The sequence below is a fragment of the Clostridia bacterium genome (assembly GCA_026414765.1).
Lineage (GTDB): Bacteria > Bacillota > Clostridia > Acetivibrionales > DSM-27016 > SKW86.
Map to the genome: position 1 here is coordinate 113128 of JAOAIJ010000019.1, position 16525 is coordinate 129652.

General features: G+C 37.4%; 19 protein-coding genes and 2 tRNA genes. 15 read left to right on the plus strand and 6 right to left on the minus strand.

Annotated features, from left to right (window positions below):
• The first annotated feature begins 150 nt into the window (after positions 1–150).
• The 10 genes from N3I35_07130 to N3I35_07175 all read left to right on the plus strand — a co-directional run bounded on the left by N3I35_07130 (position 151) and on the right by N3I35_07175 (position 4824).
• Positions 151–618, plus strand: a complete 468-nt coding sequence (locus N3I35_07130) for a hypothetical protein (GenBank protein ID MCX8129857.1) — start codon at positions 151–153, stop codon at positions 616–618.
• Positions 619–836: 218 nt separating this feature from the next.
• The gene (gene mazG / locus N3I35_07135; protein MCX8129858.1) at positions 837–1652 is read left to right on the plus strand and encodes a nucleoside triphosphate pyrophosphohydrolase; all 816 of its coding nucleotides are present in this window, start codon (positions 837–839) and stop codon (positions 1650–1652) included.
• A 59-nt stretch (positions 1653–1711) separates the two neighbouring features.
• A complete protein-coding gene (locus tag N3I35_07140; GenBank protein ID MCX8129859.1) occupies positions 1712–1987 on the plus strand; it encodes an HU family DNA-binding protein in 276 nt (91 codons plus the stop codon).
• A gap of 117 nt (positions 1988–2104) precedes the next feature.
• A complete protein-coding gene (locus tag N3I35_07145) occupies positions 2105–2344 on the plus strand; it encodes an RNA-binding S4 domain-containing protein (GenBank protein MCX8129860.1) in 240 nt (79 codons plus the stop codon).
• A gap of 203 nt (positions 2345–2547) precedes the next feature.
• Positions 2548–2835: a sporulation protein YabP gene (gene yabP / locus N3I35_07150; GenBank protein MCX8129861.1), complete on the plus strand. Its 288-nt coding sequence runs from the start codon at positions 2548–2550 to the stop codon at positions 2833–2835.
• Positions 2836–2876: 41 nt separating this feature from the next.
• On the plus strand, positions 2877–3386 hold the full coding sequence (locus tag N3I35_07155) for a spore cortex biosynthesis protein YabQ (protein ID MCX8129862.1): 510 nt from the start codon (positions 2877–2879) through the stop codon (positions 3384–3386).
• A 129-nt stretch (positions 3387–3515) separates the two neighbouring features.
• A complete protein-coding gene (locus N3I35_07160) occupies positions 3516–3794 on the plus strand; it encodes a septum formation initiator family protein (protein ID MCX8129863.1) in 279 nt (92 codons plus the stop codon).
• A gap of 168 nt (positions 3795–3962) precedes the next feature.
• On the plus strand, positions 3963–4385 hold the full coding sequence (locus N3I35_07165; GenBank protein ID MCX8129864.1) for a S1 domain-containing RNA-binding protein: 423 nt from the start codon (positions 3963–3965) through the stop codon (positions 4383–4385).
• A gap of 148 nt (positions 4386–4533) precedes the next feature.
• Positions 4534–4622 (plus strand) — tRNA-Leu (locus N3I35_07170).
• 125 nt (positions 4623–4747) lie between these two features.
• Positions 4748–4824, plus strand: a tRNA-Met gene (locus N3I35_07175).
• Between the two features lie 276 nt (positions 4825–5100).
• On the opposite strand, the gene N3I35_07180 is transcribed toward N3I35_07175, so the two are convergent.
• Together N3I35_07180 and N3I35_07185 are read right to left on the minus strand one after the other, a co-directional pair.
• On the minus strand, positions 5101–5373 hold the full coding sequence (locus N3I35_07180; protein MCX8129865.1) for a hypothetical protein: 273 nt from the start codon (positions 5371–5373) through the stop codon (positions 5101–5103).
• Between the two features lie 206 nt (positions 5374–5579).
• The gene (locus tag N3I35_07185; GenBank protein MCX8129866.1) at positions 5580–5933 is read right to left on the minus strand and encodes a helix-turn-helix domain-containing protein; all 354 of its coding nucleotides are present in this window, start codon (positions 5931–5933) and stop codon (positions 5580–5582) included.
• 164 nt (positions 5934–6097) lie between these two features.
• On the opposite strand from N3I35_07185, the gene N3I35_07190 reads away from it, so the two are divergent.
• The gene (locus N3I35_07190) at positions 6098–6352 is read left to right on the plus strand and encodes a hypothetical protein (protein MCX8129867.1); all 255 of its coding nucleotides are present in this window, start codon (positions 6098–6100) and stop codon (positions 6350–6352) included.
• Positions 6353–6437: 85 nt separating this feature from the next.
• On the opposite strand, the gene N3I35_07195 is transcribed toward N3I35_07190, so the two are convergent.
• Together N3I35_07195 and N3I35_07200 are read right to left on the minus strand one after the other, a co-directional pair.
• On the minus strand, positions 6438–6977 hold the full coding sequence (locus tag N3I35_07195; GenBank protein MCX8129868.1) for a 3'-5' exonuclease: 540 nt from the start codon (positions 6975–6977) through the stop codon (positions 6438–6440).
• 302 nt (positions 6978–7279) lie between these two features.
• Entirely contained in the window at positions 7280–8296 is a 1017-nt protein-coding gene (locus tag N3I35_07200; protein MCX8129869.1) for a LacI family transcriptional regulator, read from the minus strand.
• Between the two features lie 417 nt (positions 8297–8713).
• Between N3I35_07200 and N3I35_07205 the strand changes: the two genes are divergently transcribed.
• The 4 genes from N3I35_07205 (at position 8714) to N3I35_07220 (ending at position 13718) form a co-directional block, all read left to right on the plus strand.
• The gene (locus N3I35_07205; GenBank protein ID MCX8129870.1) at positions 8714–9973 is read left to right on the plus strand and encodes an extracellular solute-binding protein; all 1260 of its coding nucleotides are present in this window, start codon (positions 8714–8716) and stop codon (positions 9971–9973) included.
• Between the two features lie 105 nt (positions 9974–10078).
• On the plus strand, positions 10079–10981 hold the full coding sequence (locus N3I35_07210) for a sugar ABC transporter permease (protein ID MCX8129871.1): 903 nt from the start codon (positions 10079–10081) through the stop codon (positions 10979–10981).
• Positions 10982–11827 carry a sugar ABC transporter permease gene (locus N3I35_07215; GenBank protein ID MCX8129872.1) on the plus strand — a complete coding sequence of 282 codons (846 nt, stop codon included), beginning with the start codon at positions 10982–10984 and terminating at the stop codon, positions 11825–11827.
• 133 nt (positions 11828–11960) lie between these two features.
• A complete protein-coding gene (locus tag N3I35_07220; GenBank protein MCX8129873.1) occupies positions 11961–13718 on the plus strand; it encodes an alpha-glycosidase in 1758 nt (585 codons plus the stop codon).
• A gap of 70 nt (positions 13719–13788) precedes the next feature.
• Here N3I35_07220 and N3I35_07225 read toward each other — a convergent pair whose 3' ends face one another.
• Both N3I35_07225 and N3I35_07230 read right to left on the minus strand, forming a co-directional pair.
• Positions 13789–15216, minus strand: coding sequence for a HAMP domain-containing histidine kinase (locus tag N3I35_07225; protein MCX8129874.1), 1428 nt, complete (start codon positions 15214–15216; stop codon positions 13789–13791).
• 59 nt (positions 15217–15275) lie between these two features.
• Entirely contained in the window at positions 15276–16007 is a 732-nt protein-coding gene (locus tag N3I35_07230; GenBank protein ID MCX8129875.1) for a response regulator transcription factor, read from the minus strand.
• Positions 16008–16525 lie beyond the last annotated feature (518 nt).

The window sequence follows — 16525 nt, forward strand, 5'->3', positions numbered from 1 at the left end:
AATTTGTGAAGATATGAATGCATTTTGCAAAGTATGTAAATCATACTGAGTAAATGTACTGATATTTGTTTTTTTGAAAAAATGTGTGGCAAATGTATTAACTAAAATGAATACTTATTGAGAAAATGAAGTAAGAAGTTGGTGATTTGTATGAATATTATTGATTTGGCTTTGCAGTTTAATGATTTGGAATGGGCGAAGAAATTGACTGAGCAGGAAAGGCATCAGGAAGAACCGGTTAATGAAGAAAACATAGTGACTATTTTTGATAGGAATTCCATTGCGCTAGAGAACATTGTTACACAATACGCAGTTAAAGAAAAAGATGGTATCAGAGCTTTTAATATAAATTCTATGTATGATAGAAATGAAGCAGATTTGATTCTTACGGAAACTCCCCCATATAACCTTGGAGATGTCGTCAAATACTATATACCTACAAAGGAAGAGCTAACCTATATGAGGGGAATGGTCAACGGATATCATATGGGTTACCGTGATGCATACAGTAAGGTAAACAGAGAGTATGCACTATTGTATACTGTAGGCAAAAAGCCGGAGAATAAAAAAGTTAAAAATACGGTCAAGGAAAAAAAGAACAAAAAAAATCAATTGTAAAAAGCGAAGAGGAATTGAAAGAAATATTTCATTATAAGATACTGCAGGGGGCAAATTTGATGTAATCCCTCCAGCAGTATCTTATTTGTCTTTCTTCGTAGTGACGCTTTCCTTTATAGATATGAGAATATAACTATGGTACTCTTTCTACTTTTTGGATACAATAGTAATGTTTATCCGTATCAAAAACCAATAATATGTAAATGGGAGATGGTGCTATGTTAAAGGACAAATATTCTTTTTCGGATTTGATTGATATTATGGCATTATTAAGAAGCGGGTCAGGGTGTCCCTGGGATAGGGAGCAGACCCATGACAGCCTGAAAAAGTATTTTATAGAGGAAACTTATGAGGTTTTGGAGGCAATTGACTTGAGAGACAGGGACAAGCTTTGTGAGGAGCTTGGCGATGCGCTCCTGCAGGTAGTATTTCATGCACAGATTGCCACAGAGCAGGGGAACTTCGACATAAATGATGTAATCACAGGTATTTGCCGTAAACTTATTTCCCGGCATACACATGTTTTCGGAGAAGATAAAGCAGATACCCCGGATGAGGTTATAGGCAACTGGGAGGCTAATAAAAAGAAGGAGAAGGGAATTAATAGCCAGACAGGAGTATTGAAGGATGTACCCAGTAATCTGCCTGCCCTGATGAGGAGCTATAAAGTACAACAAAAAGCGGCACAGGTAGGCTTTGACTGGGATAATATAAAAGATGTGTTTAATAAGGTAAATGAGGAAATAAATGAGCTAAAAGATGTATACGAAAGTGAAAATATGGAAAGAATAACTGATGAGATAGGAGATGTATTCTTTTCTCTTGTTAATCTATCAAGATTCCTTAAAATTCAGCCTGAATTGGCTTTAACAGGGACAATAAACAAGTTTATCAGGAGATTTGAATATGTCGAGCAAGAAAGCATCAAAGCGTGTAAAAAACTTGAAGAAATGAGTCTTGCTGAAATGGATGTATTATGGGAAAAAGCAAAACTCCATTTTTCAGAAAGTAATAAAAAAAGCGAACAATTATAATTAAATTGCAAATTGTCAGTAAATTATTGTCAATTGCTTTAACAAAGGGAGGAAAAACAATGAATAAAGCAGATTTAGTTGCAAGTATGGCCGAGAAGAGTGATTTGTCAAAGAAGGATGCGGAAAAAGCACTTAATGCATTTATGGAAAGTGTAGAAAGTGCATTGACACAAGGTGATAAAGTTCAGCTCGTCGGTTTTGGTTCATTTGAAGTGAGAGAAAGAGCTGCGAGAAAGGGGAGAAATCCTCAGACTAAGGAAGAGATCGATATACCTGCTTCAAAAGTTCCTATTTTTAAGGTAGGTAAGGCACTAAAAGATAATATCAATACGTAACAAAGTAAATGCGCAGAATAACTGCGCATTTGTTGTTTTGCCGTTTAATTATGATCAAATATAGTTTATACTAGTAGATGATAACTAATGCATAAGAAATTTCCGGGGGTGTTTTAAGTGAGAATAGATAAATATCTGAAGGTTTCAAGGCTTATTAAAAGGCGTACTTTGGCATGTGAAGCATGTGAACAGGAACGTGTAAAAATAAACAGCAAGGTGGCAAAACCCAGTACGGAGGTAAAGGTCGGGGATCTGATAGAGATACAGTTCGGGAATAGCAATACGAAAGTCGAAGTTACATCGGTAGCAGAACATGTAAGCAAAGCAGGTTCAAAAGAAATGTATGAGTTGCGCTAAAATCAATGGCGGGAATAAGGCCGTGAAATAGTGTATGTACGATCGGAAGGCAAGGATGGAGAGCATTTTCTCTGGCCCTGCCTTTTTTTTGTCAGCTGGTTATTTTTCTATTTGTACATGCATAGTAATTATAGTATGACATGAATCTAAGATTCTAGTTTAGAGAATAGGCCATAAACAGATATATGGGAGGAAGATTGATGATAGAGGAAAAAAAGGTTAACAGACCCAAAGTTCAAAACCTTATTCTTGAAAACAGAGAAAAGCTAAGCGTATCAGGAGTGATCGATGTAGAAAGTTTCAATGATGAATGTGTGATAGTAGATACAGAGCTGGGTGTTTTGGTTATCAGAGGGGAAGATTTGCATATAAACAAACTCAACCTTGATGATTCCGTATTAAATATTGAAGGAGATATTATGAGTTGTGAGTACTCTGATAAAGAGGGTTCAAAATCGAAAACCGGATTCTTCAGCAAGATGTTTAAGTGATGGCGCAACATAACTGCGCTTTAGGGGGTTAATGATTTAAATTGTCAATTTCCGTTAGCAGTCAGGCATATGTTTTTTTATACTCAATACTTGGTGGTATGGCAATAGCCTTTATATATGATATTTTCAGAATTAAAAGGAAACGTGTCAAAACCAGGAGCATAGTATTGCACTTGGAAGACTTTCTTTACTGGATCATAGTTTCCCTTGTTATGTTTGCCTCCGTATATTACAGCAATGAAGGTGAAATAAGGGGTTTTATATTTATAGGAACGATTCTGGGTGTTATCTTTTATGCACTAGCCTTTAGTAGAATTGTGATGAAGGTCAGCCTTAAGGTAATCGATATTACTATTAAGTGCGTGAAGACTATTTGGCTTATTTTATCCTATCCATTCAAGATTATTTTTAAAATACTATCAATTCCGATACGGTTTATTTTTAAACTCCTTGGAAAATATATGAGAAAAGCGAGGAGAGCAAGCAGAAGCAAGGCTGCAAAGCTTGCGTTATGGGGGAGGATGATAAAACATAGAAGAAAAAAGATTTAATTGCAAAAAAATTGAAAATCCAGAAGGATTTTTTTCCGATATATAGAATAATTATATATATTAAGCTTTGACAGTGTATTAGGGCAAAATATTTCCTGGTACATACCAAGGAAGGGAGTCAAAAGTTAAATGAGCAAAAGAAAAAAATCCAAACTCGGGCTGATCTTGATAGTCGCTGTTTTAGTAGTTTTTGCCCGCGTAATGATTGACCAGCAGAGAATTTTATATGCAAAAGAAAACCAGAGGGATAACCTGCAAAAAAAGATAGAAGAACAGAACAGGATCAATGAAGAACTCAATAATCAAAAGAAGATCATGAACACCGATGAGTATGCTGAAAAAGTAGCCAGAGATGAGCTTGGCATGATAAAGCCCGGTGAAAGAGTATTTGTTGATGTAAACAAATAATACCTCCCAACCAGGGTACACTTTTTATAGATGATAATATAATAATATAGCAGTGTGAATTTGTAGCGCTGATATCCCGTAAAGTGCCTTGAACAGGTGCTTGACGAAAGATGCGGATATGCTATATAATCGAATTACTTATTATACTTAAGGAGGATTTCTTATTTTATGCTGGTTGAGGTAGGTAAAGTAGTTGAAGGGAAGGTTTCGGGCATAACGAATTTTGGAGCTTTTATTCAACTACCGGGTGGTAAGACAGGTCTGGTTCACATCTCTGAGGTTGCTGAAGAATACGTTAAGGATATTAGTACACATCTTAAGGAAAATCAGTCAGTTAAAGTAAAAGTTATTTCGGTAGATAATAATGGGAAAATCAGTTTATCTATAAAAAAGGCTGTCGATAAACCAAAAATCAAATCGAGCAGGCCTATGGAGATAGATTGGAACAGAAATAGCAGCAGCGATAACCTGTCGTTTGAAGAACGCCTTTCTAAATTTATGAAAGACAGCGATGAAAAACTACACGACCTTAAGAAGAACTTTGAATCTAAAAGGGGAAGTGGAGGATATAAGAAATCCATACAGTTTTAATTTGTTTTATGAATACAACGGGCTATAGGCCCGTTTTTATTATTTATAAAGAATGTGTAAAAAATTGGGATCAAATAAATATTGACACATATAGTTGAATATAATATAATAGTAAAGTCGCTAATGAGTGATACGCCATAATAAATATGCCGGAGTGGCGGAACTGGCAGACGCACAGGACTTAAAATCCTGCGATCCTTACCGATCGTACCGGTTCGATTCCGGTCTCCGGCACCAAATAATATCTAAATGCATATAGTGATATTATGAGTATTGTTAACATTACTCAAGGCAAAAAAAGGAACACAAAAAATTTATATATTTGGGAATACTCTTTAGGTATATAGCCCAAACTTAATCATCGCGGGATGGAGCAGTCCGGTAGCTCGTCGGGCTCATAACCCGAAGGTCGTAGGTTCAAATCCTGCTCCCGCAACCATGAAAATAAAAGCTTTCAGAGAATACTCTGGAAGCTTTTATTTTATTTTAAAGTATATATTAATACGTACAGGCGATTCTATCCGGTAGACAAAAAAATATCGCACTGAGAATATGCGATAAGGAGGTTTGAGTATGTAAACCCCAATAAGGGGTCTGAAAATGTCATGGTTATATAACTCAAATGTAATACTGTTGTAATAATTTTATTTTACTACGTTATTAGTTTAAAAACCAGGAGAATTTGTGGTCATTAAGTAATACAAATGTTGCCGCTTCAGCTCTGATTATTAATCTTTTCCCTGACTGTACGGGAATCATCCGAGCCGGAAATACTATCACTGTATTTTGATTTTTGATGATCTACTCTGATCAGCCTTTCCAGCTCTAACTGGTTTTTAGCTTTGATTTCTTCAGCCCTTACCAGAGCATCAGCCTTGATTTGTTCGACTTTTAGTTTGTATTTTGATACCTGTACGGTTACCACAATTGTTATTGCAGTCAGACATCCGGCAATAGGGATAATAATGTCTTCAATATTTTCCAGCATAATTTACCTCCAGGACTGGTATTTTAAATATACTATGTTACTTATTGCATTCAGTATAATATATACATCTGCATACAGCAGCTGTTTGGAAACGGATCTATAATAATCAATAAAGCTGAAGGTTATCAAAGTTAATAATGATTTTCTTCAGCTTTTCTAATTTATATCAAATTGATGTAGAGAGCAAACCAGTATAACTTACCAAATTACTTCTGTCTTTTGGATGTTTTTGTCTGTTTATACTTTAATCTTATAAATTCTGCATAATCTTCGATCTGTCTTACAGCCTCATCCGGCAGACCGAACACATCAATACAAAGGGTATCAGGGGTAAGTTCATCCTCTCTCTTACCGCTCTTTTCAGAACAACCGATGAGGTAATCGGTTGAAGTCTCATAAACCTCAGCAAAAAGCTTTAGTGTCAGAGGGTCAGGAGAACTGACATTATTTTCATAGTTTGAAATAGTTTTATTATTAATGCCTGTCTGCTTTGAGACGTCTATTTGTGTAAGGTTTTTTCTTTCACGGGCATTTCTTAAGCGGTCTCCCAGTGTTTTCAAGTCAATCCCTCCATAGCCCAATTATATAAGATTGGAGAATCTATATAAAAGTTTTCCAAAAACTTTAGAAATAAGTATTGACATCGAATAAACTGGGAAATAAAATCTATATGATTCCCGGGAAAAAAGAATTGTATTTATAATAATAGATAGGAGGTTGGAAAATGACTGATGAAACATTATTGGAAATACAGAAGAAAATAAACAGGGCACAGGCCATCAAACGTCAGGTAAGCGAACTGAAAAAGCTGCGTGGAAAGACAACCCAGATAAAGCTTTGGGGCATATGCCTTTATTATGATGAAGAATGTAAAGAGGGTTTGTACACAGATCTACCATTGGAGGATGTAAGCTGGTTCATAAATGAATATATCATGAAGAAAGTAGAGGGTCTGGAACAGGAATTTGCAGCACTTTGATCAGGCTGGTTGTGGTTATGGAGGCTGTAGAAAGAGATGTGCAGAGCAGAGAAAAAAACGTGATTTAAGGGGACTGAATGCCACTCTATGATACCTCATGCTCAAGACACTCAAGGCATTTCAGAAGTATTTCTGCTGTCGCCCTTGTATCGAATTCTGCTCTATGCCAGCCTCCATCCTTTATGCCAACATGCTGTGCAACTGTAGCAAGTTTATGATTTGTCAGAGAAGGAAATGCTTTGCGGCTTAAAATCAGAGTATCAAGTGAAGGGTTGCTAACTTTGTATCCGCATTTTTCTGCATGATATTTTAAAAACTTCATATCAAAGTTGGCATTGTGGGCAACTATTAACAGATCCCCTATGAAGTCAATAAGTTTTGGCATGACATCTTCAATACATGGAGAGTCTTTTACCATTTCATTTGTAATGCCATTTATTTGTGTAATATATCCTGGTATTCTGGTTTTTGGCTTAACAAGGGTAATGTAGCTGCCAACAAACTTTCTGTCAATGTATTTTAATGCTGATACTTCTATGATTTCATTTGCCTCGGCACTAAGACCTGTTGTTTCGAAATCTATTACAATAAAGTCATTGCACTTTCCGCTCCACTTTTTTGGCATAAGTAATTTCCTTTGGCTTTATTATTAGTAGGATTACATTAATTAATATGTAAGTATTCCTCTATCTTAACATTATATTTTATAAACGGGATACAAGCAATGTTTTTAAAGAAGGATAGTGGTTTAACCTGCTGATTCATTGAAGAGATGGAAACTACATGCTGGTGCGGAAAAAGCTGCTATAAGTTCCGGTGTAAAAGATGGAAGTGTAATAAAAAGAAGAACAGACAGATATAGGGGCCGATGATAAGTACATAAGCTTGTGCAGGGCCTAATGGGAGTAGGGGAAGCAAAAGGGGTAATTAGCCCCTTTTGCTTGAATCCCTGACAATCAGGTTGGGTGACAGCATATTATACTGTACTTGCAGACTCGGATTTTTCAATTTGTTCATAAGCGCATTTGCAGCGTGTACCCCCAATTCAAACACATCTATGTCCACTACGCTCAGTTCTGGTTCCGTGTACTGTGATAAGGGATAGTTATCAAAGCCTATTACTGCGATATCTTTTGGTACGGATAGTTTTTTCTTCTTTATTGCCTGCATTGCTCCAAAAGCTATAAAGTTACTTGCGCATACTACGCTGTCTGGTATCTTGGGAAGGTCCAGCAATTCGTTCATAAGCCTGAAGCCATCTTCTGCCGTGGAGTCACCTTCCTTAATATATGCCTTATTGATGCCCATGCCGTTTGTTTGGAGCACACTTATATAGCCCTGCTGCCTTTTTGTTGTTATTGCATCATCAGTGGTTCCCCCTATGAAAGCAATTCTCTTATAACCTTCATCCAGCAGATGAGATGTTGCTATTTCACCTGCAAGCTTGTTGTTTATATCAATCCAACACGCATTTGATTCAAAGTTAGGCTGACCTATTACTATATATGGAAAGTTGAGGTCTTCCAGTTTTTGTACTATACTTTTGTTTATGGAAGCTACATGGAGTATAAGGCCATCTACGCGCTTTTCCATAACGATCTTGTCAAGAGCATTTTTTCCATTAACCAGAGAGCTTACATTGGAGAGATTAAGCAGGTACCCGTTTTCGTGTGCTATTACTTCGATACCGCCGAGAATTTCGTACAGGTACGGATTCAAAAAAGCGTCCGACCTTTTTAGTTCCATAAAAATCCCAATAATATTCGAGCTTTGCTGAACAAAACTTCTGGCAATACGGTTCGGATAATATTTTTGTTCTTCCATTATCTTTCGTATTCTATTTTTGGTTGTATCGGGTATAGTAGGGCTGTCATTTATAACCTTTGAGACGGTTGAGATTGACACGCCAGCTATTTTTGCTATATCTTTTATTGTTACTGCCATAATTAACACCTCACATTTGTCACTAGGGAAAACATTGTATTAACCTTAATTCATAGTATAGTATAGCATAAAGTATGGGTATGTACTAATAAAATTTTCCTAAAAATTTTTGTGCAAATTGATGTAGTTGATCATAATTGTTTTACTGGCATACCTATAAACGCAGTAAAATCAGGGCTAATAAGGTTTCTAAAATATTTTTAAAAAATTTAAGTAAAAAAGAAGGAATTTCGCAATTGCTGTAGAATATATTTTATTAGTAAAACATTTTCCTAAAATTTATTAAGCTAGTCAATACTAAATATACCCTGAAACCTTGAAATGGTTTAATACGACAGGTAAAATGGAGATTGACATAAACTTAATTATGATGTAGAATGAAGGAAAGCGTTTTACTAAATGAAGGGAGGAGTAAATATGAAAAAACTAATTTCCACCACGTTAGCTGCTGTGTTATCACTTTCCCTGCTTTTAACAGGTTGTGGTACAAAAACTGAGGGCAGTAAGACAGATGAAACACAAAACGGAACTACAACTGAAGTACAGGCATCTAAGGAGGACGCAAAACCGGTAGAGTTGACCTTATGGCAAGAAACGGAGAAAGCTATTGCCGATGTTATAAGTGCACAGCTTAAGAAACTGGAACCGGCTATTAAAGTTAACGTTGTAAGAAAAGAAAAGGTTACTGAAGCATTGAAGCTGGTTGCAGCAGATGCTAACGGAGCGCCCGATCTCTTATGGTTTGCTCATGATAAGATAGGTTTGTTTGCAACTATGGGAGTGTTGGAACCTCTGGATCAATATGTTTCCGCAGAGAAATTTGATAATTTCCTGCCGATGACGAGGAAAGCAGGGATGTTCAAAGAACAGACCTATCAGATTCCCGCATATTTCGAAACTTTGCTTTTTATGTACAATAAAGACCTATTAAGCACTCCACCTGCTACTACTGACGACCTCCTCGCAATGATGAAGGAAAAAACAAAAGACGGAAACTACGGATATGTAGAGCAACATAGTACAGCCTACTATGCTGCAGCATGGATGAACGGATTCGGCGGCTACATAATTAATGGTAATTCAGAACCTGGTCTTGATAAACCTGAAACTATAGACGCAGTTGCTTACCATAAGGAATTTGCCAAGTTAATGCCTAAAGACGGTGAATTTAAAACTGTAACTACATTATTCTACGAAAAGAAAGCAGCTTCTACATTAAACGGGCCATGGATAATCCCGAATTCAAAGCAGGCAGGTATTAACCTCGGATTTGCAGCACCTCCTGTAATAAACAAAAACGGCAAGGCATTAAGCCCATTTGCAGGTGTACAGGGATTAATGATGTTGAAAGCATGTAAAAACAAGGAAGCTGCAGCTAAAGTTATAAACTTCCTGACAGAAAAAGATCTTGGAGTTGCACTGGCTGAGTCTACCGGAGCAGCACCTGCGCATAAGGCTGCTTATGAAGAAGAAAAAATAAAGAGTAATGAATTGATCAGCGCTATGAAAGCAGCAGCAGAAAATGCTACGCCAATGCCAAATGTTCCAGAAATGGATGTAATGTGGACAGTAACAGAGAATGCTCTTGTAGCAGTAAATAAAAAGGACGGAGATCCTAAGGCGGAATTTGAAAAAGCACAGAAAGAAGCATTAAAGCTAATAGAAGACATGAAATAGATTTTTGGCAGGTGTTCCATTTAGAGTGGAGCATCTGCCCCCCTTGATTATAGGAAAGTATGGTTTTTTGCTTTTACCGCACAATTTTGGGAGGCTAGTAAATATATGAAAAATAATCTGTATGACAATTCCAGGCCTTTTGCTTACATATCGCTGTCATGGCTGCTTATACTTGCAATCGTCCTTTTTCCTATTATCTATACAATATACATTTCTCTGACAAATATGAACGTTTTTCACTGGACAGATTTCACCTTCAAGGGTGCGGACAACTACATAAAAGCATTGACCAATCTTGATGAGGGATTTATAGTTGTACTGGCTCGGACCCTTATATGGACTGTTGTGAATCTGGTACTGCAGGTTGGTATAGCCTTAACCTTTGCTCTTATTCTTAATATTGAAGGTCTGAAATACAGCGGATTATACAAAACTATCCTCATGATCCCATGGGCAATGCCGGGATATATTTCTGCTCTGATCTGGAGAAACGGTATATTTGACAATCAATACGGGCTATTCAATCAGATACTCAGATCTCTGAATTTTGAGGGTGTTGACTGGCTGAATAGTGACTTGATGGCATTTATAGCCTGCCTGGTTGTAAACCTGTGGATGGCGCTTCCGTTCATGATATTGATGATCTACGGAGGATTACAGAGTATTGATAAGTCTTACTATGAAATAGCGGAAATTGAGGGCGCGAAGACTCTCTCAAGAGTAACCAGGATAACATTGCCACTTTTAAGGCCTATACTTATTCCGGCCGTGACTATTACTGCGTTTGTAACATTCAAACAGTTTGACATAATATACCTTATGACTCAGCAGACAGGTTCAAAGACTGGTGCAGATATACATGTGATAATTACTTATGTATTTGAAAAAGCTTTCGTTACCAATAACTATGGATATAGTTCGGCATTATCTGTACTGATATTTGTAATAATAATAATTTTAACTGGCCTAAATCAAAGATATATGAGGGAAAGGAAGGAGTTGAACTAAATGATGGAGAGTAAAAAATCCAAAACCTTATTAGTGCATTCAGCAGCACATGTAATAATGATAGTAGTATGTATTCTCTTCCTTGTACCTATAATATACACCCTATTGATTTCACTAAAGTCATCCAATTCCCTTGTTAGCTCAACTCTGGAGATTATCCCCAAGGATGTTACCCTGGATAATTACAAGGCGATACTGTTTGAGGAACCGTTTTTTGTATGGACGAAGAATAGTCTTATACTGACTCTCAGCACAGTGGTTTTTGCTTTGGCTGTGGCATCTCCTGCTGCTTATGCATACTCAAGGTTCAAATTCAAACTCAGAAGCGGTACATTATATATGTTTTTACTGCTGAACGCCTTTCCAGCCATTCTTTCGATGGTAGCCATATACAGGCTGCTCAGAATATTAGGACTTATGAATACATATTCAGGACTTATACTGGTTTATACAGGTGGAATGATTATTTTTGGGATATGGAACATGAAAGGGTATTTCGATTCCATTCCGGTAGAAATTGAACATGCGGCTATGATTGACGGAGCTAGCCATCTGAAAATACTGATAAGCATAGTACTTCCATTGGCGAGGCCTGTACTGATAGTAACGGGTGTAATGATCTTTATCTCAACCTGGAATGAATATATATACGCTGTAAATTTCCTCACCAGCAGGGATAAATTTACCCTTGCGACGGGCTTGTATTCTCTTCAGGGAACGGAGTTTACGAGAAACTGGCCGGTTTTTGCTGCCGGATCTCTTATCGTATCATTCCCTGTACTCATTGTATTTTTCCTGATTCAAAAATATATGGTATCCGGCCTTACTGTAGGCGGAATCAAATAATAACACACTGCAGCTAATGCATACCTGCCGTATGGCAGGATCGACAAAATAAAGTTAATCCCATAAAAGCATAGCTTTTTGGGTGCCTGATGGGAAAATCCATTTGGCACATTGGGGACATGGAGAGGATAAAATGTTTATTGAGGCTATAGAACATGCAAATGACTCTGTATACGCACATGCAATAGATGAAAGGACAATAGTTCTCCGCCTGAGAGCAAAGAAAGGCGATCTTAAAGAATGTGTACTTTTTTATGGTGACAGGGCTTGCTTTGTAGAACCTGTTATCATGGATGGTATTAAAATGGAGTTGGCTGCTTCGGATTTGCTTTACGATTACTTTGAAGTTGAGCTTAAATGCCAGTATACAAGAGTTTGTTACTACTTCTGGTTAAGTGACGGCATCACTTCAACTTTCTATTACGGATATGAGTTCCATGATAAGGTGGATTGCCACCGTTCAGAGTATTTTCAGTTTGCTTTCCTCAGAAGGGAAGAAATTGCAGATGTTCCAGGATGGTTGAAAGAATCGGTCATATATCAGATTTTTCCGGACAGTTTTGCCACAGCAGAGAGGTACATATCCGGGAAAGAAAGCTGCCAGGAGACTGTAGACGGGGAGATATGCAAAGGTAGGCTCGGAGGCACATTAAGGGGAGTAACAGCCAACATACCCTATATGCAGGAGCTTGGGATAAATTGTATTTATATAAACCCGATTTTTCCTGGAAACAACTACCATAAGTATGATACAATCGACTATTTTTCCATAGACCCATGCTTTGGAAGCAAAGAGGATTTCAAGGAAATGGTCAGCAAATGCCATGAAGCAGGTATTAAAGTTATTCTTGATGGGGTTTTCAATCATTCGGGAGCAGGATTTTTTGCTTTTAAAGATGTTCTTGAAAAAGGTGAGAATTCCAAATATAAGGATTGGTTTTACAGGCTTGAATTCCCTGTTCAATTTTATGATAAGCCTAATTATGATTGCTTTGCATATGAAAAGCATATGCCGAAACTGAACACTGGGAATCCGGAGGTTATAGATTACTTTACAAAAGTAGGCGTTTACTGGATTAAGGAAGCGGATATTGATGGATGGAGGCTTGATGTAGCCAATGAGATCGATCATGATTTCTGGAGAAGCTTCCGCAAGGCAGTAAGAGCAGTTAGGCCCGATGCCGCCCTAATAGGGGAAGTATGGGAAGATGCCCAGTCGTGGCTATGTGGAGATCAGTTTGACTCAACAATGAATTATAGATTTACCCATTTATGTGACAGGTTTTTTGCTAAAAGGCAGATAAGTGTAGAAGCTTTTGACGGCAAAGTCAATGCAATGCTTATGCGGTATAGAAAAAACCTGCTGTACGGGCAAATGAATCTTTTAGACAGTCATGACGTTCCACGTTTTCTCTCAAAGTGCGGGGGAGATATCAGAAGGCAGAAGCTTGCAGCTCTTTTCCAGATGATGTTTACAGGTACTCCTTCTGTATACTATGGAGATGAAAAAGGAATGTCGGGTTGGGAAGAACCAGAATACAGAGCTCCTATGGTTTGGCAGGATGATGCTTATGCAAGTGATGTATTTGAATACTATAAAAAGCTGATCAGGATACGTAAGGAAAATTTTGCTCCTCTTATGGGAGCGTACCGGACATTGGTAAAGGATAATGCAGGCAGTACCTATGCATTTGAAAGAAGAAAAGATGATAAAAGTTTAGTTGTAGCTCTAAATAACAGTGATTTTGAGAGAGAGATAGAAATACCGGTAGGTAATGGCGTAACCCGCATCACCGATCTGTTTGAAGGAAATGACTGTTCCGTCCGTGACTCGGTAGTAAAGGTCAAACTACAGCCAATGAAGGGAACTGTATTAAGGGTTGATTATTAAAGAATGTGTGCAGAGCTTGTAAATAGCATCTGCACACATTTTTTTTTGATTAATATGGTACTTAACTTGGTCATTTGCAGACAAAACGGACAAGTACCTTTGTCCCCGCACCTGGAGTGCTTGCAACTGAAATGGTACCTTTGTGGGCTTCAATGATTTGTTTTGCTATTGCCATGCCCAATCCTGAACCCTTATGTGCCTCCCCTGTGTTTGTTCCTCTGTAGTATCTGTCAAAAAGCCTGTCAAGATCCTCGGGCACAATACCTTTACCGTTATCGGCAATTTCTATCGCTATAAGGTCATCCTGCTTTATAGATATGTTTATTTTAGTACCTTTGTCATTGTGGACCAATGCGTTGTATATGACGTTAGTAAACGCTCTCCGGAGCATTATGCAGTCACATGAGAACATAATACTTTCTTCCTGATGATCTAAGGTGATTTCGGCATCTTCGTATTCCGGGTGGTTGAGAATATCGATTACTGTATCTCTTACAATGTCTATAAGGTTTTCTGCTCTCATATCCGGCAGGTTAAGTGATGTTTTGAGCTGGTATGTCAGCTTTAAGTCATCTATCAGATTTCCGATGTAATTTGTCTTGTTTGATATCACTTCAGCGTACTTTTTTTGTTCTTCCGTGGAAAGATTATACGCCGGGTCAAGGAGAATTTCCGAATAACCCTTTATAGAAGATAAAGGAGTTCTGATATCATGAGTTATGTTTGCTATCCATTCTTCTCTCATCTTCTCTGTCTTTGCCCTTTCTGATTCAATTGCCGAAAGTGCATGAGAAAGATTGTCAAGACTGCTGTATACATCTTTGTAAAGTCCACATGTTTTATATCTGCGAGAATAGTTTCCACTTGCAAGAATTTTTATTTCTTCAATTATACTTACTATGGGATTTGCAAGCCACCTGCTGAAAACATAACCAGATAGTATTGAAACAACGGTTATTGTGAGAATAACGCCAAGGATGATTTTTGCTATATCCCAGAATATCGTAGTATGGCTGAAGTAAAAAGTAATCCTGTCTGTTTTGAGAGAGGGAAAGCCTATAATATAGGTGAATTTCCGTTTGCCGCTCTCAAATATTCCGGTATACAGTGTACTTCCCTTTATAGTACCGGACTGGGAATTGAATAAGACAAGCTCTCCTGGGATATAGTGATAGGGGAAATTAGAGGGTTTAAACCTGCTATACACCTCAGTTCCGTTTTCGTTCAATATCTGTATCCAAAGCTGGTTTTCCTTTAGATTGTCTATATACTTACTATCAATGTATATTTTGCCATCCTTTAGCTCTATATTTTGTCTGAAATTATGAAAAAATTCGGATGGGTTTACGGATTTTCCATAATACTTGACTACATTGTCCTTATTCTTGAAAAAATATATGAAACTGCTGATGAAATTAAACGCCACCAGACAGTAAGATACAACAAGCACTGTTATCAGAATGGCAGCCAAAAACCGTCCTGTAATCTTCCACTTCATAAAAACCTCCTGTTTACTAATCATACAAGCACAATGGCGTGGTATGACGGTGCATGCTTCTATTCGGTTTTGGCGGATAGCTTGTAGCCTAATCCTTTTATAGTCTTAATGTATTTCGGGCTACTGGGGTCATCCTCAATTTTTTCTCTTAGGTGGCAGATATGGACCATTATTGCATTGTCATAACCGATATATTCCTCTCCCCAGACGTCATCGCAAAGCTTACGCTTGCTTATAACCCTGTTGCGGTTTTCTACCATGTATAATAATAGTTGATACTCCTTTGCTGTAAGCGCCAATGGTTTTCCGGACTTTTTGACTTCTCCTGTACCTGGGTTAAGCTCGATATTACCAAAGGCTATTACCTTATCAAGCGTATTTCCATTTTTTTCTATACCAAGAAGCTGGCTCCTTCTGAACTGGGCTTTTATACGGAAAGCTACTTCCTTTGGACTGAAGGGTTTGGTTACATAGTCGTCGCCGCCAATGCCTATACCGAGGATTTTGTCTACATCGTCGGATTTGGCAGACAGAAAAATAATCGGCACAAGGGTAAATTCCCTGAGCTTCCTGCATACCTCGTATCCATCTATATCGGGAAGCATTATGTCGAGAACAATTATGTCAGGGGCATAAACCTTACATGCCTCAATACCTTTTAAACCTGAAGCAGCTTTATATATACGTCTGAACCCTTCTTTGAGAAGTACTGTCTCCAGTAAGTTCAAAATATCTGTTTCATCATCAATGATAAGTATCTTCTTATCAGATATGCCTTCTATATTTATCATTCCGGACCCCCATACAGATATGCCTTAAAACCGGAAGAGGTTTTATAAAATATATTTCTCTGGTCTTCCGGGTTAATCAGGCGTTACATATTCATACTACCGTTTTCAGTATACAATAAAAATGTTGTGTGTTCCATAAAAACTAAATTTGATCCTTTTTCTTTGATTTCCTTTTATTTGCTTCCAATAAAGCAAAATATATACAGAAAATTACTGCTACCATGATTGGTGTATCCATACTTATCCTCCTTTCAAACCTTGCTCCTTAATATTGGTTCTTTGATTTTTTCTTTACTTGACTTCATATATAAATTATATAAACCAAACCTTAAGCGATTATTTTTCCAATCTTAAGATTACCTTAACAACGGAGATTTTGGAGGAATTTGGACGAAACTGCTATGAGCCTCAATTTTGACATGAATGCTTCAGTATATTAAAATAGTAATGTATAAATCTTATGTTGTTGCTGTATATTATGTAAACCATGGCGCATATAGGAATATTTACTTTATTCC

Bases quoted from the DNA above. Each gene is read 5' to 3' on its own strand.
- N3I35_07130 (MCX8129857.1), top strand. From the start codon at position 151: ATGAATATTATTGATTTGGCTTTGCAGTTTAATGATTTGGAATGGGCG.
- mazG (MCX8129858.1), top strand. From the start codon at position 837: ATGTTAAAGGACAAATATTCTTTTTCGGATTTGATTGATATTATGGCA.
- N3I35_07140 (MCX8129859.1), top strand. From the start codon at position 1,712: ATGAATAAAGCAGATTTAGTTGCAAGTATGGCCGAGAAGAGTGATTTG.
- N3I35_07160 (MCX8129863.1), top strand. From the start codon at position 3,516: ATGAGCAAAAGAAAAAAATCCAAACTCGGGCTGATCTTGATAGTCGCT.
- N3I35_07165 (MCX8129864.1), top strand. From the start codon at position 3,963: ATGCTGGTTGAGGTAGGTAAAGTAGTTGAAGGGAAGGTTTCGGGCATA.
- N3I35_07180 (MCX8129865.1), bottom strand. From the start codon at position 5,373: ATGCTGGAAAATATTGAAGACATTATTATCCCTATTGCCGGATGTCTG.
- N3I35_07190 (MCX8129867.1), top strand. From the start codon at position 6,098: ATGACTGATGAAACATTATTGGAAATACAGAAGAAAATAAACAGGGCA.
- N3I35_07195 (MCX8129868.1), bottom strand. From the start codon at position 6,977: ATGCCAAAAAAGTGGAGCGGAAAGTGCAATGACTTTATTGTAATAGAT.
- N3I35_07200 (MCX8129869.1), bottom strand. From the start codon at position 8,296: ATGGCAGTAACAATAAAAGATATAGCAAAAATAGCTGGCGTGTCAATC.
- N3I35_07205 (MCX8129870.1), top strand. From the start codon at position 8,714: ATGAAAAAACTAATTTCCACCACGTTAGCTGCTGTGTTATCACTTTCC.
- N3I35_07210 (MCX8129871.1), top strand. From the start codon at position 10,079: ATGAAAAATAATCTGTATGACAATTCCAGGCCTTTTGCTTACATATCG.
- N3I35_07215 (MCX8129872.1), top strand. From the start codon at position 10,982: ATGATGGAGAGTAAAAAATCCAAAACCTTATTAGTGCATTCAGCAGCA.
- N3I35_07220 (MCX8129873.1), top strand. From the start codon at position 11,961: ATGTTTATTGAGGCTATAGAACATGCAAATGACTCTGTATACGCACAT.
- N3I35_07225 (MCX8129874.1), bottom strand. From the start codon at position 15,216: ATGAAGTGGAAGATTACAGGACGGTTTTTGGCTGCCATTCTGATAACA.
- N3I35_07230 (MCX8129875.1), bottom strand. From the start codon at position 16,007: ATGATAAATATAGAAGGCATATCTGATAAGAAGATACTTATCATTGAT.